The sequence below is a fragment of the Pseudomonas sp. Tul2A7 genome (assembly GCF_054790505.1).
Genome location: NZ_CP186499.1, coordinates 4,286,705 through 4,306,126, shown reverse-complemented (window position 1 = coordinate 4,306,126; position 19,422 = coordinate 4,286,705). Strand labels below are relative to the sequence as shown.

14 protein-coding genes are annotated in these 19,422 nt (G+C 61.0%); 7 read left to right on the top strand and 7 right to left on the bottom strand.

What is annotated here, in order from left to right:
• Positions 1-157: 157 nt before the first annotated feature.
• The 5 genes from ACOYXJ_RS19415 to codA all read left to right on the top strand — a co-directional run bounded on the left by ACOYXJ_RS19415 (position 158) and on the right by codA (position 5,536).
• On the top strand, positions 158-1,237 hold the full coding sequence (locus ACOYXJ_RS19415; RefSeq protein WP_460371072.1) for a patatin-like phospholipase family protein: 1,080 nt from the start codon (positions 158-160) through the stop codon (positions 1,235-1,237).
• An 85-nt stretch (positions 1,238-1,322) separates the two neighbouring features.
• Positions 1,323-1,679 (top strand): 6-carboxytetrahydropterin synthase QueD, encoded by a 357-nt coding sequence (queD, locus tag ACOYXJ_RS19410; protein WP_007915588.1) that lies wholly within the window; start codon positions 1,323-1,325, stop codon positions 1,677-1,679.
• A gap of 198 nt (positions 1,680-1,877) precedes the next feature.
• Positions 1,878-2,690, top strand: a complete 813-nt coding sequence (locus ACOYXJ_RS19405) for an alpha/beta fold hydrolase (RefSeq protein ID WP_460371070.1) — start codon at positions 1,878-1,880, stop codon at positions 2,688-2,690.
• A 312-nt stretch (positions 2,691-3,002) separates the two neighbouring features.
• Positions 3,003-4,274, top strand: a complete 1,272-nt coding sequence (codB, locus tag ACOYXJ_RS19400) for a cytosine permease (RefSeq protein WP_460371068.1) — start codon at positions 3,003-3,005, stop codon at positions 4,272-4,274.
• A gap of 14 nt (positions 4,275-4,288) precedes the next feature.
• Positions 4,289-5,536, top strand: a complete 1,248-nt coding sequence (gene codA, locus ACOYXJ_RS19395) for a cytosine deaminase (protein ID WP_150794909.1) — start codon at positions 4,289-4,291, stop codon at positions 5,534-5,536.
• 19 nt (positions 5,537-5,555) lie between these two features.
• Here codA and ACOYXJ_RS19390 read toward each other — a convergent pair whose 3' ends face one another.
• On the bottom strand, positions 5,556-6,758 hold the full coding sequence (locus ACOYXJ_RS19390; RefSeq protein ID WP_460372986.1) for an aromatic ring-hydroxylating oxygenase subunit alpha: 1,203 nt from the start codon (positions 6,756-6,758) through the stop codon (positions 5,556-5,558).
• Between the two features lie 223 nt (positions 6,759-6,981).
• On the opposite strand from ACOYXJ_RS19390, the gene ACOYXJ_RS19385 reads away from it, so the two are divergent.
• Positions 6,982-7,635, top strand: a complete 654-nt coding sequence (locus tag ACOYXJ_RS19385; protein WP_150794907.1) for a carboxymuconolactone decarboxylase family protein — start codon at positions 6,982-6,984, stop codon at positions 7,633-7,635.
• A 65-nt stretch (positions 7,636-7,700) separates the two neighbouring features.
• Here ACOYXJ_RS19385 and ACOYXJ_RS19380 read toward each other — a convergent pair whose 3' ends face one another.
• Complete coding sequence (locus ACOYXJ_RS19380) at positions 7,701-8,681, bottom strand: diaminopimelate epimerase (protein ID WP_460371065.1); 981 nt, start codon at positions 8,679-8,681, stop codon at positions 7,701-7,703.
• 244 nt (positions 8,682-8,925) lie between these two features.
• On the opposite strand from ACOYXJ_RS19380, the gene ACOYXJ_RS19375 reads away from it, so the two are divergent.
• Positions 8,926-10,077, top strand: a complete 1,152-nt coding sequence (locus ACOYXJ_RS19375) for an MFS transporter (RefSeq protein ID WP_460371063.1) — start codon at positions 8,926-8,928, stop codon at positions 10,075-10,077.
• A 100-nt stretch (positions 10,078-10,177) separates the two neighbouring features.
• Here the strand turns inward: ACOYXJ_RS19375 and ACOYXJ_RS19370 are convergent, their stop codons facing one another.
• The 5 genes from ACOYXJ_RS19370 to ACOYXJ_RS19350 form a co-directional block, all read right to left on the bottom strand.
• A complete protein-coding gene (locus ACOYXJ_RS19370; RefSeq protein ID WP_460371061.1) occupies positions 10,178-12,604 on the bottom strand; it encodes a TonB-dependent siderophore receptor in 2,427 nt (808 codons plus the stop codon).
• 98 nt (positions 12,605-12,702) lie between these two features.
• Entirely contained in the window at positions 12,703-13,686 is a 984-nt protein-coding gene (locus tag ACOYXJ_RS19365; protein WP_460371059.1) for a FecR family protein, read from the bottom strand.
• Positions 13,687-13,726: 40 nt separating this feature from the next.
• Positions 13,727-14,218: a sigma-70 family RNA polymerase sigma factor gene (locus tag ACOYXJ_RS19360; RefSeq protein ID WP_460371057.1), complete on the bottom strand. Its 492-nt coding sequence runs from the start codon at positions 14,216-14,218 to the stop codon at positions 13,727-13,729.
• 104 nt (positions 14,219-14,322) lie between these two features.
• Positions 14,323-14,697 (bottom strand): c-type cytochrome, encoded by a 375-nt coding sequence (locus ACOYXJ_RS19355; RefSeq protein ID WP_460371055.1) that lies wholly within the window; start codon positions 14,695-14,697, stop codon positions 14,323-14,325.
• Between the two features lie 205 nt (positions 14,698-14,902).
• The gene (locus ACOYXJ_RS19350; RefSeq protein ID WP_460371053.1) at positions 14,903-19,372 is read right to left on the bottom strand and encodes a hemagglutinin repeat-containing protein; all 4,470 of its coding nucleotides are present in this window, start codon (positions 19,370-19,372) and stop codon (positions 14,903-14,905) included.
• Positions 19,373-19,422: the final 50 nt, after the last annotated feature.

Genomic DNA, 19,422 nt, shown 5'->3' with positions numbered 1-19,422 from the left:
TCAACATACAACCCCTGTAGGAGTGAGCCTGCTCGCGATAGCGGTCTATCAGTCAAATAAGTGTTAACTGACACACTGCTATCGCGAGCAGGCTCACTCCTACAAGGTTTTGCAACATGTGCTTATAATTGTTCGCTTGCTAACGATCGAGACCGGTATGACCGCCATCCACATCAAATTCGCCGCCCTCACCCTCAAGGCCGGCCCGCGCGCCATGGCGCGCATTCGTGCGCAAGGCCTGAACGCCGCCGACGTCGGCACCCTGCCCGGCGCCGCCGGTGGGCCGAAGGCGTTGGGGATTCAGGGACTGGATCTGGCGCTGTTCGGCGAATGGCTGCCGAGCGCGCCGCGCGAGCGTTCGCTGATCGGCGCCTCGGTTGGCTCCTGGCGCTTTGCCAGCGCCTGTCTGCCGGACGCCGCCGAAGGCATACGCCGCCTCGGTCAGTTGTACGCCGAGCAGAATTTCAACAAAGGCGTGACCATGGCCGAGATCAGTCAGAGCTCGCAGCGCATGCTCAATGACCTGCTCGACGGCCGCGACGCAAGCATCCTCGACAACGCGCATTACCGCCTGAACATCATGGTGGTGAAAAGTCAGGGACGTCTGGCCGATGACCATCGCGGCCGCCTCGGTCTGGCGCTGGGCTCGGTGATTGCCGACAACTTGCGCGGTCGCGCGCGGCTGTCGCGGCACTTCGAACGGCTGATCATCCACGACCCGCGCCTCGCCCCACCGGTGAATGCGCTGAACGATTTTCCGTCACGCTTCGTCGCCCTGAATGCCGGCAACCTGCGCCAGGCGTTGCTGGCATCGGGTTCGATCCCGATGGTCATGGAAGGCGTGCGCGATCTGCCGGGCGCCGGTGCTGGCACCTTCCGCGATGGCGGTCTGCTCGATTATCACCTCGACCTGCCGTACAGCGGCGACGGCATCGTGCTCTATCCGCACTTCACTGATCGGGTCATTCCCGGCTGGTTCGACAAGACCCTGCCATGGCGCAAGGCCTCGGTGGAGCGCTTGCAGGACGTGCTGCTGCTCGCGCCATCGAAGGAATATCTGGCGCGCCTGCCCTACGGCAAACTGCCCGATCGAAATGACTTCAAACGCTTCATGGGCGATGCGCCGAGCCGGCAGAAATACTGGCACGCGGCGATGGACGAGAGCCGCCGCCTCGGCGACGAATTCCTTGAACTGACTGCCAATGGTCGCCTCGCCGAGCGCTTGCTGACCCTTTAGTCAGCACGGCCAAACACAAGCTGGTAAACTCGCCGCCTGCCCGAATCGCTGCGGCGAACGCCATCTGAACAGAGCTGAAAATACCGTGGAAATCTTCAAAGAATTTACCTTCGAATCCGCCCACCGCCTGCCGCACGTCCCGGACGGCCACAAGTGCGGGCGTCTGCACGGTCACTCGTTCAAAGTGGCGCTTCACCTCAGCGGCGACCTCGATCCGCACACCGGCTGGATCCGCGATTTCTCCGAAATCAAAGCGATCTTCAAGCCGCTGTACGAGCGTCTCGATCACAACTACCTGAACGACATTCCCGGCCTGGAAAACCCGACCAGCGAAGTGCTGGCCAAATTCATCTGGAATGAAATGAAGCCGCTGCTGCCGGAACTGAGCGCGATCCGGATTCACGAGACGTGCACCAGCGGTTGCATCTATCGCGGTGAATAACGCAGCGCGAATCCCCTTTTGTAGGAGTGAGCCTGCTCGCGATAGCGGAATGACATTCAACATGGATGTCGACTGATACACCGCTATCGCGAGCAGGCTCACTCCTACAAGGGATTTGTGTTTTGCCAGAGAACAGCCTTCACGGCTGTTTTTTTACGCCTATGCTTTTTGGCTCCCACCCGCCAAGAGGACAGGCCGATGACGGACTGGCTGCTGGATCAGGTCTTTGACTTCAACGGGCACCACATTCGTTACGCCGTACACGGCGACGGCCCGCCGCTGGTGTTCGTGCATGGCACGCCGTTTTCGTCGTACGTGTGGCACCGGATCGCACCGCACTTTTTCGCCACGCATCGCGTGCATTACTTCGATCTGCTGGGTTACGGGCGCTCCGCGCAACCCGACGCCGACGTCTCCCTCGGCGTGCAAAACCAACTGCTGGCGCAGTTGCTCGAGCATTGGAATATTGCAAACCCCGACGTCGTCGCTCATGACTTCGGCGGCGCCACCGTGCTGCGTGCACACCTGCTCAACGGCAAGGATTACCGCAGCCTGACGCTGATCGATCCAGTCGCATTAACGCCGTGGGGTTCGCCATTCGTGCAGCATGTGCGTCAACATGAGGCGGCGTTCAGTGGCCTGCCCGACTACATCCAGCGTGCCATTGTGCCGACCTATATTCGCGGGGCGATTCACCGCGAGATTACCGACGAGGAACTGGCGCCCTACGTGCAGCCGTGGCTGGGCGAGCCGGGGCAAGCGGCGTTCTACCGACAGATTGCGCAGATGGACGAGCGCTATACCCGAGAAGCCGAAAGCCTGTACCCGACGATCCGCTGTCCGGTGCAGATTTTCTGGGGCGAAGAGGACCAGTGGATCCCCATCGAGCGTGGCCGAGCGTTACATCAAATGATCCCGGGATCACAATTCCACCCGATTGCCAACGCCGGCCACCTCGTCCAGGAAGACGCCCCCGAAGCCATCGTCGCCGCCCTGCTGCGCTTCCTCTGACAAGCCCCAAATGCCCCTAATACCGATCGTTCCCACGCTCTGCGTGGGAATGCCTCAACGGACGCTCCGCGTTCGGCTTTGGAGTGAGACGCGGAGCGTCCCGGGCTGCATTCCCACGCAGAGCGTGGGAACGATCTACACAGAACGCCTTCGCGAGCAGGCTCGCTCCCACATTGGGCCTGAGTGCATTCAGTTGCACCGCTTTCGCGCCAATCCGCGCGGCTCGTCTATACATAACCCGCGCCCTCCGGCATTTGGCACGACCACTGCAACCCTCCCCCGCGTCTCCTCCACTCCTGCAAGGACCGCCCCATGACGCAGAACGATCCCGGCAACGATTACCCCCTCAGCGAAGTCCCCATGCACGCGCGCAAAGGCCTGGCCTCGACAGCGATGGTGCTGCTGGGCTTCACGTTTTTCACCGCGACCATGTTTGCCGGCGGCAAGCTGGGCGTGGCGTTCAGTTTCGGCGAGATGATGGCGGTGATCATCGTCGGTAATCTGCTGCTCGGTCTCTACGCGGCAGGCCTTGGCTATATCGCCTTCAAAAGCGGCCTCAATTCGGTACTGATGGGCCGCTTCTGCTTCGGCGAAGTCGGCAGCAAGCTCAGCGACCTGATTCTCGGTTTCACCCAGATCGGCTGGTACGCCTGGGGCACCGCGACGGCTGCCGTCGTGATCGGTAAATATTTCAATCTCGACGAAGGCACGGTGCTCGGCCTGATGGTGCTGTTCGGTCTACTGTTCTGCGCCACCGCTTACGTCGGTTATCGCGGACTGGAGATTCTCTCGTACATCGCGGTGCCAGCGATGATGTTGCTGCTGATGCTGTCGATGTGGGTGGCGACGGTGAAAGTCGGCGGTTTCGAAGGTTTGCTCAGCGTCGTGCCAAGCGGCTCGCTGGACTGGTCGACGGCGATCACTCTGGTGTTCGGCACCTTCGTCAGCGGCGCGACGCAAGCCACCAACTGGACGCGTTTTTCACGTTCGGCGCGGGTCGCGGTGCTGGCCAGCCTGATCGGTTTCTTCATCGGCAATGGCCTGATGGTGCTGATTGGCGCATACGGCGCCATCGTCTACCAACAACCGGACGTGGTTGAAGTGCTGCTGTTGCAAGGTTTCGCCATGGCCGCGATGGCCATGCTGTTGCTGAACATCTGGAGCACTCAGGACAACACCATCTACAACTTCGCCGTCGCCGGCTGCAACCTGCTGCGCACCGGCCGACGCAAAACCGTGACCCTCGCCGGCGCAGGGATCGGCACCCTCCTCGCGCTGCTGGGCATGTACGACATGCTGGTGCCTTACCTGATTCTGCTCGGCACGGTGATTCCGCCGATTGGCGGGGTGATCATGGCGGACTTTTTCTTCCGTTGGCGCGGGCGTTACCCGCGTCTGGCCGACGCACGGTTGCCGGCGTTCAACTGGCCGGGGCTCGGGGCCTACGCCGTTGGCACCGTCGCCGCGTTTAACTCGCCGTGGGTCGCGCCGCTGGTAGGGATCGCCGCTGCCGCGCTAACGTATGTCATCGTCACCGGTGTGCTCGGCGCTCGCAGCGCCAGCGCGCCACTACAAGACCTATAAAAAGGATTCGCCTGATGCACATCATCAACGCCCGTTTGCGCAACCAGGAAGGTTTGCACGAATTGCACCTTGAAGACGGTCTGATCCGCAGCATCGCCCGGCAGACCGAAGCGCCCACTCTCGGCGCGGATGACCTCGACGCCGGCGGCAATCTGGTGGTGCCGCCCTTCGTCGAACCGCACATTCACCTCGACGCCACCCTCACCGCTGGCGAGCCACGCTGGAACATGAGCGGTACGCTGTTCGAAGGCATCGAGTGCTGGGGCGAGCGCAAGGTCACCATCACCGAAGAAGACACCAAAACCCGCGCGAAGAAGACCATTCAGACGCTGGCCGCCCACGGCATCCAGCACGTGCGCACCCACGTCGACGTCACCGACCCGCAACTCACCGCACTCAAGGCCATGCTCGAAGTGCGCGAGGAAAGCCGTCACCTCATCGACCTGCAAATCGTCGCGTTTCCGCAGGAAGGCATCGAGTCGTTCCGCAATGGCCGCGAGTTGATGGAGGAAGCGATCCGCATGGGCGCGGATGTGGTTGGCGGCATTCCGCATTTCGAATACACCCGCGATCAGGGCGTCAGTTCGGTGAAGTTCCTGATGGATCTGGCTGAGCGCACCGGTTGCCTGGTCGACGTGCATTGCGACGAAACCGACGACCCGCATTCGCGCTTCCTCGAAGTGCTCGCCGAAGAAGCGCGCAGCCGCGACATGGGCGCCCTCGTCACCGCCAGCCACACCACGGCGATGGGTTCTTACGACAACGCCTACTGCGCGAAACTGTTTCGCTTGCTCGGTCATTCCGGAATCAGTTTTGTCTCCTGCCCGACCGAGAGCATTCACCTGCAAGGGCGTTTCGACAACTTCCCGAAACGCCGTGGCGTGACCCGTGTGAATGAGCTGCTCGAAGCCGGGATGAACGTGTGTTTCGGCCAGGATTCCATCGTCGATCCGTGGTATCCGCTGGGCAACGGCAACATCCTGCGAGTGCTCGAAGCGGGGCTGCACATCTGCCACATGCTCGGTTACCGCAACCTGCAAAGTGCGCTGGATCTGGTGACCGACAACAGCGCCAAAGCCATGCACCTGGGTGAGCGCTATGGACTGGAACAGGGGCGCCCGGCGAACCTGCTGATTCTGTCGGCGGACAGTGATTACGAGGTGATCCGCAGTCAGGGCTTGCCGTTGTACTCGATTCGCGGCGGCAAGGTGTTGATGAAGCGGCAGATGCCGGTGGTGGAGTTCAACCAACTGCCCGGTTGAGTATCCGGCATGCGCACTGTCACCGAACCGGCTCGGATAACCCCATGCGCTGAGCCGTCAGCGCTTGCTGGATCACTCGGTGGAAATGCTGCAGAGCCGGTTCATTCCTTCCGAACGTCAGGTGTGTCTGCGCACCTGACGCAATGCCCTGCTGTATTTTCGTGCTGACCTCGAAGTCCTCGCCGTCCACCGTTTCCAGCAGCAGCTTCATGTTCTTGTCCCAGAGATCGCGCTCACGTCCTGTGGTGGCTGCATGCGGGGTATACAGCGCGACCTGCGCCAGGCAGGCGCCGGGCGTTTGCGGCTTCGGGAACACCCGCCAGATTTCAAGGTGATCGCGCTGCCAGAGCAGTAGCGTATTGGGAAAAAGAAAATAAATGACCAACGAATGCTTGAGTAGATTCCACTGTTCGGGAGGTTGATCGCGCAGCGTCAGAATGCTTCGTCGCGGCATGATCAGACGCGCATCGTTGCCAAAGGCCTCGAAATGGCTGACCGCTGGAAGAAAAATCGACGCCACGGTTTTCTGATGCAGAAACGGGAAATGCCAGTTCTCGAAAAACGTCTCCAGTGCATTTTTCCAATTGAACGGTTTCTCGAGCAATCGCGTTTCATACAGAGAAAAGTTTTCCAGGCGCAAATGAGCCATTTCCGTATCAAGCGTACTCAATGGCCGCTTTAAACTGCCCGCTTGTCCGGGCTCCCGGGCAACCCATATCAGACCGTGCCGTTCGAACACCGGCAAACTCCGCAGGTTGCGCTCGGCGCACGTCAGGCCCGAAAAACTGCCGGCCGGCATCAATTGCACAAGCTGGCCTTGAAGGTTGTACATCCAGCCGTGATAAGGACAAGTCAAAGCGTTTTTCAGCGTCCCTTGCCCCTCGACCAGTCGCGCGCCGCGATGCCGACAGACATTGATGAACGCGTTCAATGTGCCATCGGCCGCGCGAATGATCACGATGGGCACGCCACTCAAGTCATCCGTCAGATAAGCCCCCGGATGGTCCAAACAGGCACTCAATCCCATCAACAACGGATAGGCACCGAACAGACCGGCCTGTTCCAGTGCCAACTGGTGCGCACAGTGATAAACGGACACCGGATTGAGAAACGGCGCGTCCGCCAGGCTGGTAGAGCCCTGATCCAGCAGGCTGAATATTTTGCGCAGGAGTAAAACTTGCGTTGGATGATCCATCATCGCCTCCGGATACTGATCGGGCATCGACACAGCAGGAGTCTTTGCGATTGAGCTGCTTCCCTTTTAAGCGCAATTCGGGCATCCGTAAACTGTAAGAACTAACAGGTTCGCGCCCGCAAACATTGAGCTAAGGTATCAGGGCCGCCATCGCAACGGGCCGCACACCCCCTCTCGGATGTACGCTTTTTCATGCTGAAGTTCGTGCGTAGTTGATCAGCCGCCATCCTCATTTGCTTGAGGACTCGCCATGAAACACAACCCTCACTCCCCTCCCATGACCACGCTGTATACCGAAGGTCGCCAGACCTTTGTCGAACTTGTACCTGACGGCGGTGCCCGCCTCGACGCGTTGTTTCATACAGTACCCGCGTTGGGAGAACTGGCAGTCGGTGTTGTATACGGACATCTGCATGCACGACCCGGACTCGACCCGCGCCTGCGTGAAGCCGTGTCATTCGCCGCGATCGTGGCCTCAGGCATGATCGGCCCGCCATTGAGCGTCCATCTCAAGACGGGGCTGGCCTCGGGACTGGCGCCGGGCGAAATGACCGAAGTGCTGCTGCAGGCGTCGGCATTCGCGGGGTTTCCCCGAGCGGTGAGCGCGGCCGAGCAACTCAATCGACTGTTCGACGAGGCCGGCCTGATATCGCCTCCCGCACCGACGCCGCGAGAGGTGGCTTTGGCGTTCTGTGAGCTCGTGCGCGAAGGACAAGCGCCGATTTCTGTCAGTACCGCAGTGAAGCGCCAGTTGAAGCATGCCCGCAGCCTGTCGCTGCTGGCGACATCGGCGCACTCGGTGATCGTTGAATGTTTTGAACAGCAGTCGACCGCGCAAGCCTTGCTACGACTCGAGGTGCAGGGTGAAGCCGTGACGAGCGTAACGCTGTTCAAGGCTCACTGACCTCGCGCCGGCACGGCCTCGCCCCAACGTTCTGCCGACACTGGCGCAGGCTGCGCCTGCAACGGTTATACGATCAGGCGGGCGGTGCCGAACAAGCTGACACGCAGCAATTCACCGTGGACCTCTTCCAGCAGAATCGGCGCCGTGCCGCCGGGCATGACGACGTGTACGGCGCCACCTGTGACCCAACCGACCCGCCACGCCGCTGACGCCACCGCGCTGGCACTGGTGCCTGAGGAGGCGGTCGGCCCTTCGCCGCGTTCGAACACCCGGGCAACGATGCGTTGTGTCGCCTCGCGCGCGGCCCATTGCAGATTGACGCCCGCCGGGCAGGGCTGCCCGGCGCCGGCCGGCATGGCGTAAGCGATCCGGGTCAAAACCTCATTCAATGGCGACTCACGCATCTGCTCATTGTCGGGCAATGCGCCCTTGTCGCTGAGCAGTGTCACGCAATGCGGGTTGCCGATGCGTACGAACTGGCTATGGGCCCACGACGGATCGAGCTGCACCAACGGTTGCACAGCGCTGACCTCCCGACCGTTGAAACCGACGGTTGGCGTCCACGATGCGTCAACGGCATCAGGTCCGAATACGGGTTGACCGAGGTCCAGCCAGAAGCCCCGAACGCCTTCGACCTCGGCAGGTTTTACCGAGGTTTCCACCGGCTCACCCTTGTCATGATGAACGCGCAACAGCGCACCCTGCTCCGCCATCCAGCCTTGCGCGGCGAGAAACTCAGAAAAAATCGTCAAGCCATTGCCACTGCGTTCGGCCAGCGAGCCATCGGTGTTGACGATCAGCACCTCGAACGGCGGTGAAGCCTGGAACGGACCGATCAACAGACCGTCGCTGCGGTGGGATTTGCTGTTCGCTGGACGCTGACCTTCGGGCCAGTCACAACACAACGTGATGGCTGCGCGGCTCCAGATCTGTCTCGACGAAGCAGACTGCGCGGCACTGGCCGGTAAATCAATGCCCGCCTCGCGCAATGCCTGCGGCGCAATCACCCCGTAAATATTGCCCCGTGCATCGTAGAACTGCGTCATCACCGGCCTTTGCTGTTAAATCCCCTGAAGCCGCCACTGTAAAACGCAATCCCTTGTGGGAGCGAGCCTGTTCTCGATAGCGGTGTGTCAGTCGACATTTTTTTCAATTGACGCACCGCTATCGAGAGCAGGCTCGCTCCCACAGGGTAGGATGTCGGCTGTACGTCCTCGCATGACTGGCGATCGAACCTCGACGCTCAATCACTGTCCTTCGGGGACGCGACGTTTTTTGCCAAGGATCGATATGACCAGCCTCAACCCTCAAGACACCTTCGTCCCCGGACGCCTGCAACAGATGTCCACGCGCATCGCCTTTTTCATCGCCGGGCTCGGCATTGCCGCGTGGGCACCACTGGTGCCCTACGCCAAATCCCGCGCCGGACTGGATGAGGGCACGCTGGGGTTGTTGCTGTTGTGCCTGGGGGTGGGTTCGATTCTGGCGATGCCGCTGGCGGGGATTCTGGCCACGCGCTTCGGCTGCCGGCGTGTTGCCACTGGCGGCACGTTATTGATCTGCGCGGCGTTGCCATTGCTGGCCACGGTGTCGTCGATACCGGCGTTGATCGCCACGCTGTTCATGTTCGGCGCCGGCCTGGGCACGGTGGATTCAACGGTGAACCTGCAAGCGGTGATCGTCGAACGCGCCAGCGGCAAGAACATGATGTCGGGTTTCCACGGTTTGTTCAGTCTGGGCGGGATTGTCGGCGCGGCGGGGGTCAGTGCCTTGCTCGGCCTGGGTTTGACGCCACTGGCCGCCATGCTGGTGGTGGTCGTGGTGTTGATCGCGGCGCTGTTCAAGTGCGTGCCGCACATGTTGCCTTACGGCAGTGAAAGCTCGGGCCCGGCATTCGCCATCCCCCACGGCATCGTGCTGTTTATCGGCGGGATGTGCTTCATCGTCTTTCTCACCGAAGGCGCGGCGCTGGACTGGAGTGCGGTGTTTCTGGCGCAGGAACGCGGGATCGACACCGCCTATGCGGGGATGGGTTATGCGGCGTTTGCATTGACCATGACGGCCGGGCGTTTGATGGGTGACCGGATTGTGCGGATTGTCGGTGCCACGCGGATCATTTTGTTTGGTGGTCTGTTGGCGGCGGCCGGTTTGTTTCTGGCAACGTTTGCTCCGAGCTGGGAAGCGGCGTTGGTCGGTTATGCGCTGGTCGGCGCGGGGTGTTCGAACATCGTGCCGGTGCTGTACACAGCGGTGGGCAAACAGACGGTGATGCCGGAGAGCATCGCCGTGCCGGCGATTACCACGCTCGGTTATGCAGGGATTCTGGCCGGGCCGGCGGTGATCGGCTTTGTGGCACATGCCAGCAGTTTGAGTTTTGCCTTTGGCTTGATGGCGGTGTTGTTGGTCGCGGTGGCCATTGGCGGCAAAGTCCTGAAGGTATGAGATCGTTCCCACGCTCTGCGTGGGAACGCCTCAATGGACGCTTCGCGGGGACGCAGAGCGTCCCGGGCTGCATTCCCACGCAGAGCGTGGGAACGATCAGTTAAAACCCGACGCTGGCCTGCACAAAGAACGTACGCGGCGCGCCCACATACATCCCCGAGTTGTTGTCGCTGGAGCGGGTGAAGTACTGCTTGTCGAAGACGTTCTTCACCCCCGCACCCAGTTTCAAATTCGACACCTGCGGCCCGAAGTCATAGCCGCCGCGCACGTTCCAGGTCACGTAACCCGGAATGTCGCCGTACTGCCCGTCCGCCGTGCCGTCGGTGATGTAGTTGCCGTTGAAACTGCCATCGGCATTCACACCGGTACCCGGCGAGCGCTGTTTCGATTGAGCGAAACCGTCAAGGTTGTAGGTCCAGCGGTTGATGTCATAGCGCAAACCGACGGTCGCCACCTGCCGCGAATAGAACGGCAGATCACGGCCCTTGAAACCCGGAATCTCCCCTTCATACGTGGCGCGGGTGTAAGTGAAACCGGCGTTGGCGGTCAAACCGTCGAGACGCGGATCCAGCGCCGCCATGTCGTAATGCACCGAGGCTTCGATGCCTTGGTGCTTGGTCGCACCGAGGTTGGTCCAGCCGACATCGTTGCTGATGTATTGCAGCTCGTCATCGAAGTCGATGTAGAACAGCGTCACTTCCCCGCCCCACACGTCATCGTTGTAGCGCGTGCCGATCTCGTAGGTCTTGGCCTTTTCCGGCTCCAGACCGTTGGCGGTCTGATCACCCGAACCGCCCTGACCGAGCTGGAAATACTGCAGGCTGCCGAACGAGGTTTCGTAGTTGGCGAACAGTTTCCACGCGTCCGAGAGGTGATACATCACGCTCAGCGCCGGCAGCGGTTCGTTGCTTTCGATGCTGCGGTTTTTCGCCTGCACGGGTTTGCCGGCCGTGTCGAGCACGGCGCGGTCATGCCAGTCGGTGCTGATGTGTTCGAAGCGAATGCCCGGAGTGATAGTCCAGTTGCCGACATCGATTTTGTTATCGATATAGACCGAGTTGGCCTCGGTGCCGCCCGTGCGGTCCTGGAACACATGGCCGTCGGAGGTCGGCGTGAGCACCGGCTGGTTGTTGACCAGCGCCACACGGCTCGACGATTCGTGCATCGCCTCTTTCAAGTAACGGTAACCGACGCTGACTTCCTGGGTGGTCGGGCCGACATCGAAAACCCGCGACACCCGTGGCTCGATGCCCAAGGTGTAGTAGGAACGCGGGTATGAGCTGAGGGTTTTCTGGTCGCGGGCGGCGATGGTGCTGCCACGGAAACTGTCGGTGTAATAGGTCAGAATTTCCGCTTGCGTGCGCTCGTCGATCTGGCGGATCCACTTGAACGACACGTCCTTGCGCCGACCGGTGAATTGGTCGTAGTCCCGTACGGAGTCGTACGGTTTGTCATCGTACTGTTTCTGCGTCAGACCGCCGGGCATGTCGGCCGTGGCGTCGTAGTAGTGGAAGTTGAGGCTGAAATCGTCCTGATCGGTCGGCGCCCAATGGGTCTTGAGCAGCACGTCGTCGATGTCGTTGCCGTTGTTGCGTTCGCGGTAGCCGTTACCGTTGACGCCGGAATACAGCAACGCCACGCCCATGCCGTTGTCGGCAGTGCCGCCGAGGAAAGCGGTGTCGATGTGTTTCCAGCCACCGTACTGAGTGGTTTCCAGGGTGGTGCCGATTTCACCGGTGGCTTTTTCCGGGATCGCTCGGGTGACGAAGTTGATCACACCGCCGACGTTTTGCGGCCCGTAACGCACCGAGCCGGCGCCTCGCACCACATCAATGCTGTCGAGGTTGCCCGAGGAAATCGGCGCCATCGACAGTTGCGGCTGGCCGTACGGGGCGAACGCCGCCGGCACACCATCGATCAACACGGTGGAGCGCGGCGACAGACGCGAAGTCAGACCACGCACTCCGACGTTCAGGGAAATATCGCTGCCGCCGGTGCCGTTGGAATCCTGCACCTGCACGCCCGGCACACGCTTGAGCACGTCACTGACGTTCATCGCGCCCTGCTCGACCATCGCTTCGCGGCGAATCACCGTGCGCGCACCGGGGTGGTTTTGCACCACGGCGGCATTGGCATCACCGAGCCAGTCACCGACTACTTTGATGTCGGTCACGCCCAGTTCCAGCGGACCGTTGCTGGCGGCGGAAGTCGCGGCCGGCGACAGCGTCACCGAACCTTCATTGATCTGATAATCCAGACCACTGCCCTGCAGCAATTGGCGCAAGGCCTGCTCCGGGGAGATATCACCGTCGACCGCCGGCGCCTGTTTGCCGGCGACCAGGTCCGGGCTGAAAAACACTTGCAGCGATGTCTGCTGACCGAGTTCGCTGAGGGCCTGACCCAGTGGCTGTGCGCGGATATGGATCGCTTCGCCAGCGAAGGCCAGCGGCATCGCCGCGTTGACCGCCAGCGCAAGGGCCAGCGGCAACCAAGGGGATTTTTTGTTGTTGGCAGGGGTGTTTTTCACGTCGTACGTAGTCCTGTGGATCGCAAGAGTGTGCGGCTGTTAATGCAAACCAGTTGCAGTTGAACAGGAAGACGATGAACTCGAAAAAAACCTGAATTTTATTTTGCGATTATTTCCTGACTGCCATCCGCGAGAGTGCGAACGGCCACCGGCAGGATGCTCGGCAAGGCCTTGAGCAAGGCGTCGGTGTTGTCGGATTTGAACACGCTGGTCAGGCGCAGACTGGCCACGGTCGGGTTGGCCACGGTCAGCGGCTTCTCACGATAGCGCGACACTTCGGCGACCACTTCGCTGAGGCTGGCGTTGTTGAACACCAGTTTGCCGCTGCGCCACGCCGTTAATTCCGCCGCGTTGACCGCATAGGCTGCGGCGACTTTGCCTTGCGCATCGACAGAGGTGCCAAGGCCTGCGGTCAGGTTGATGAACTGATCATCCGCTGCATCACGCCCCTGTACTTTCACTGTGCCCTGCTCCACCGCCACGCGGGTTTGCGCGATATCGCGACGCACATCGAAACGCGTGCCGGTGACTGTGACCTTGCCATTGCCGGTCTCGACCACGAACGGTCGCGAGGTGTCGTGCGCAACGCTGAACATCGCCTCGCCTTCGCTCAATTCGATGACGCGACGCTCCTTTTCATAATGCACCTGCAAGCGACTGCGACTGTTCAGATCAATCACCGAACCGTCCGGCAGCGCCACATGTTTACGCTCGCCCAGCGCCGTGGCGAACTCGGCACGGTAACCGCCCGGATGATTCAAACCACTGAACAAACCCAGCCCGAGCGCTACCGCCAGCACACTGGCAGCCACGGCATAACGCAGCAGCGGACGGCGTTGGCGGCGGGTTGGTGGTGTTTCAACGAGGGCTTTGAGGCGCGGTGCCGGGAGCAAATCTGCCGCCGACCACAAGCCCTGGAGCAACTGGAATTCGTCACGATGCTGCGGATGTTGATTCAGCCAGGCGTCGAAGCGCTGCTGCTCGTCGGCATCGATGGCCGGCTCCTGCAAACGCACAAACCAGCGAGCCGCGTCATCGCGCACCGTTGTTTGCCCGCACGCGCAATCACGCGTATCCATCATGGAATGTCCTGTTGGGCTGGGGAGGAAATGTCGCAGCGGCTCATGACTGCAACCCGTCGAGGCGATCACGCAGATGCCGCAGGGTGCGGATCATATACTTTTCGACCATGTTCTTGGACAGCCCCAGGCGTTCGGCGATTTCGGCCTGAGTCAGGCCCTCGATCTTCTGCCAGACAAAAATCTTGCGGCAATTGACCGGCAGCTCGCTGAGCGCCCGCTCGATGGAGTCGGCCAGCTGGATCGCCTGCATGTAATGCTCCGGGTCGCCGGATGACGACTCACTGTGATCAAGGGCCTGTGACTCCATGGCGCCGCGCCGATCCTCACGCCGATAACCGTCGACCGCGATATTGCGCGCGGTCTGGTGCAAATACGCCCGTGGCTGCTGCACCGCCGCCGAATCCGACTCAAGCACCCGCACAAAGGTGTCGTGCGCCAGATCCTCGGCCTGCGCGCGATTGCGCAGGCGACGAGTCCAGGTGGCGATCAACTCTTCGTAATGCTCGAAAAAGCCGGGTCTGCGGGGACGCATGGGGGTATGGGCGGCGTGCTGAGGAAAGGGGCGTGAATAGTAATGGTTACCATTAAGCCGAAGCAATGGATTCCTCGACCGACTGTCCGCGCAGCAACTGAAGATCAGCGTTTTAGCGCAATCACGCCGCTCATGTATTCATGCAGATCGCGCAGATCCTTAATGCTCCAGGCGTGTGGCGGTATCTTTACCCCGTTCTCCTGCAACGTTTTCGGAATCAGGTTGCCGTTCGGGCGAAGGATGATCGACGACACAATCACCCCCGGATATTCATTCAGGCGTTTTTTGAACGCAGGCGTTGTCAGGTCAGGTGTGGGCGGATTGCTTTTATGCGCCAGCGGCCCGGTGCCTTTTATATCGGCGCCGTGGCACACAGCGCAGCGCTGTGAATAGAGGTTTTTACCATTGCTGTTATCCGCGAAGGACACGGATGGTTGGGCGATCAACAAAACCCCGAGTACAGCGAATGCCGTTTTCATTGTTTGCCTCCATGGCATTTAGGAGGCGCAAGATAGTCGAGTTTTAACGCCCGGGGCAAAACCAAAGTGGGAGCGAGCCCGCTCGCGAAGGCGGTACATCAGTCACTTGATGCATTGACTGATCGGACGCTTTCGCGAGCAGGCTCGCTCCCACAGGGTTTGGTGGTGAATGCAGGTTCAAGTGCATCCACCACTGGCCAGTGAATCAGCCTTTTTCGTCGATCCCGGCTTGCAGGGTCTGGGTGTCCAGATGCCCGCTCAGGGTGACCGGGCCGACTTTCAGGTTGCCGTTTTCCAGGGAAACCTTTGGTGCGTTTTCCTCGGCTTTATGCGGCAGATCAAGGCCCGCTTTCATACCGTAGTCACGGTTACTCAGATCAGTGCTGCTGACCTTAGAACCACCCAGATCGACCTTCCCTTGCGCCGCCGAAATCCGCGCGCCGCTCAGTTGTGTCGCGCCGCCAACTGCTAAGTTCACGTCTTGGCTGGCACTGATCCCGGACGCCTGCGCAACGCTGTCCTTGTGCGCGTACTCACCCTGCGCTTTCAGCGTCGGCTTGTAGTCGGTGCCGGCGAGTTTCTCCTTGTCGCTCGGTGGATTTTTCTTCGCGGTCAGGCCCAGATCAACATCGACCTTGGCGTGATTGCTGGAGTCCTGACGGCTTTCGACGCTCAGATCACCCGCGACCTTGCCGCTGACAGTTTTTGCGTCGATCCGCGCCCCAGAAAGCTGTGCATCACCGGCACTCTTCAAAACCACGCTGTCAGCCTTGATCTGGCTGTTCTGCTGCGTGCTGCCTTGCAGGTAATCCACACCGACTTTCGCCCCGGCATTGAAGCCGTGGTCGCTGCTGGCCTTCTCATCAGCGGCGGTCGGGGTTTTGCTGCTCAGGTTGCCGCCAGCATTCAGCGCCACGTTCCAGTTATTGCGGTGGTCGGTGGACTGCGCCGATTCCTGCACATAGCCGCCCTTCTGCGCGTCGATGTTGACGTTCGGTGCGCTGACTTGCGTGCCCTGCAGATGAATCGAATCACCGCTCAACGCGATGCCGTTCTGGCTGCTGAGCTGGCTACCAGTAAGGGTTTTCGAATCCTCGTTGACCCGACCGATATTGAAGTTGCCACTCAGATTGCCACCCTGATCACGGCTCTTCTCGCTGCTGGTTTTGCTGCCGCCGCCCTTCAAGCCGCCGCCGAGGTTGCTGCCGGTGGCAGTGTGAGTGTCGGTAGCGGCTTGCAGATCGAGCTTGCCGTCGGCGTGCAGATTTATGGCGCCAGCGCTGTCGATCTTGCTGCCTTGCTGGACTTGATTGCCGCCGCTGCTGAGTTGCACCGGACCGTTGCCGCTGATGCTCGCCACATGGGCCTGCGTGTCAGTGCTTTGCTTGCCGGTGTGATCGAGTTGAAAGCCGGCGCCGAGATCGACGTTGGTGCCATCGGTACCCGGCAAGGTGCCGACCGTCAGCGAGCCATTGCCGCGCAGGCTGCTGTCATTGTTGCTCTGCCGATCGGTGGCCTGATTCAGCGCCAGATCACCGCCAGTCTTGATATTCACACCGCCCTGCCCGCCGTCGAAACGGCTGCCGTCGAACTGCGCATCGCCGCCGACCTTGATGTTTACACCCTGGCTGCCGGCATAAGCGCCGACGACGGCGGTGGATCTGTCCTTGCTCGACGCACTGCTGCCACCCGCGCCGCTGCCGGCGACATTCACGTCTTCACCGGTCTTGGTGTAGACGCGCACGTCGACCTTGGCATCCACCGCGTTCGCGCTGCTGTTGTGTGAGTTGCTCGCGGCATCGGCAAGCAGTTGGTCAGCGCTGATGTTCACTGTGCCGGCGCTGGCGTTGTATTGCGTGCCTTGGTCGTGCAGCGTGCCGGTGGTTTTCACATCGACAGTGCCGCCGTCAAAACGGCTGACCACAGCGTTGTTGTTTTGCTCGGTTTTGCTGGCGCTGCCGTGACCGACCGCAACGTCGATTCCGACATTCGGCTGACCGAGATTGGCCAGCGAGTCCTTGTCCGGCACCTTGCCGCCGAGCACGTCTTTGACTGCGCCCGCGATCGGCCGGGCGATGTCCTTGTATTCGACGTTGGCGCCGATGTCCGCCGACCAGTTGCTCTCATTGTGCGTGCTGCTGTCAGTGTTGCTGGCGGCACGGTTGTCGATCTCGTTGGCGGCAACATTCAGACCGTTGCCAGCCTTGAGCTGCGCGCCTTCGGTAGCGAGTTTGTCGGCATTGATTGTCAGGCCACCGCTGCTCTGCACACTCGTGGTCTGTGCGATGGTTTTGCTGGTCGAATCCTGCGCCGTGCTGTGGGCGAAATCGACGCCACTGCCGGCACGGTCGAGGCCGCCGGTGTAGTAGAAACCACCGCCGGTGCTGGAGGTATCGGTCGAAGTTTTATGGCTGTCTGCTTCCGCGAGCAACGAGACGTGTTTGCCGCTCAGCGTGGTATCGCCAGCAGTGGATTTCACTTGCGCGCCTTTGAGCGTCACGTCACCGCCCGCCTTCACCTGCACACTGCCGCCGCTGAGGCTGGAGCCTTGCTGGGTGACGTCGTTGCTAGTGACGGTTTGCTGTTTGTCTTCGTAGTGAATCCCGGCGCGATACTGCTCTGGCGTTTGCTCTTTGGCGTACGCATCGAAGCCACGGGTTTGCGTGGTGTCAGTGCTGTCGTGAGTGTTCTGCGCCGAATGCACATTGACGTCACCCGCCGCGTCGGCCGTCAGCGCCCCGTCAGCCTTGACCGTCGAGCCGGCCACTGCAATGTCCTTGGCGCTCTTGAGCTTGAGGTTGCTGTCGGACACCAGTTCACTGCGCACGGTGCTGCTGTCCTGGCTGTTTTGCCGCGACTCGTCCTTGGTGATGCCGAAGAACTTGCTGTCCTTGTCATGGTTGTTGCTGTGCGAGGAGTCCTGCACGCCGTCGATGATCAGCGAACCTTTATCGCTGATCACGCTGGCGTCGGTGCCGCCACGCACCTGGCTGCCGCTGATGCGCACATCGTCAGCCTTGACGATCAGTTTGCCGCTGGCGTTGATTTTGCTGCCCTGATGCTGGGTCTTGCCCTTGTCGGCATCGCCGGTCTTGCCGAAGAAACCACCGCCGACCAGGTCACCGGAATAGCGATTGTCGCTGCTGCGATTGGTCCGTGTGGCGGTGGCGATTTCCAACTGTTTGCCGGCCAGTTGCACGTCGCCGGCGCTGCTCAATTCGGCGCCTTCGGAGCGCAACAACGCGGCGGTTTGCAGGGCGATGTTACCGGCCTTCAACTGGCTGGTGACGCTGCGCTGCTCTTCGCTGCTGCTGTTCCAGTCGGCTTTCCACAGGTGTTTGCGATGGTTGCCTTGATCGGTTTGCGTGTGGCTTTCGGTGGCCGCAGTCAGGCGCAAGTCGCCGCCGCTTTGCACGTCGAGAGTCTTCGCGGCTTGGACTTTGGCGGCTTTCAGCTCGGTGTCTTTACCGGACGACAACTTGGCGTCGCGGCTGGCGATAATCTGGCTGCCATGCTGCCGCGATTCACTGTCGGTCTGGGTGCGATCATAGGTTTCCCAGGTGATGCCGATGGTGCTGTTGTTCCAGTTTTCACGCTTTTCCTGGAGCTTGCGGCTTTCGACCGCCGACAGGGTCAGGTTGCGCTTGGCGTCGAGCGTGACGTCACGACCACCGACGTCAGTGGCGGCCAACGTCAGGTCCTTGCCGCTGTGCAAAGCGACATCGCCCTGACTGCTACGGATACCGGCACGGGTCGCGTCGAGGCTGTTGTCCACCGCTTCACCGCTGACACTCAAGTCACCGGCCGAGCGAATCTGCACGCCGTCACGCCCGGCCACTTGCACTGCGCCAACCCGCACGCCTGCGCCTTCGGCCGTGCTGACAATATTGATGCGCCCGGCCTGCATCGCGCCAAACAGGCTGGCGTCGATGCGTTGATCAGCGGTATTGCCCGCCGGATCCACGGTTTTCACCTGACCGCTGGCGTAATCAACCTGATTGCGCCCGACGGTGAGATTCAACTGATCACGCGCAGTGATCGCGCCCTGACTGTCGATACGCGGCGCGATCAGGTTGATCGAGCCCTCACCGTTGCGCAGGCCACCGCCCTGAATCTGCAACTGACCACTGGCGTCGCGGGTATTCAGGCTTTGCAGTTTGCCGTCATTCAATTCCGGACGACCGACCACCAGATTGGCGTTCGGCGTGTTGATAAAACTGCCGCCATTGACCGAGATGCCGTTGGGGTTGGCCAGCACGTAATCGGCGGGCCGGCCGAAGATTTCCTGCGCGCCGTTGATGGCGGACGGGTTGCGACTGATCACTTCGTTGAGGATCACGCTCGCGGCCTGGCCTTGCAGTTGCGGGTTGGCCGCCAGTTGCCCGGCCAATTGCGATTGCCCGGCCTGTAAGGCGTTGTTCAGCACCAGGCCCTGGCGGTCGACGTTGTAGTCGAGGAACTGGTTGTGCGACAGGCCCGAACCGTTGGGCGCGACGATGTTGACGATGGGCACACCGCCCTGGGTCTGCAATTGCGCGGTGCCGCCGGGTCCCGGGGCGACCACGACGCCACCGGCGAGCGCGCTCGGCAGGTGCACGGCGAAGAACAGGCTGGCAATCGCCCAGCGCAATTTGCCCCGAGGCGAAAGATGAAATGCAAAGGTGTGTGCTGGCATAAAAACGTCTCCATGTGAGTACGGCATCACGTTGCGCGTTTAGTCTTGGC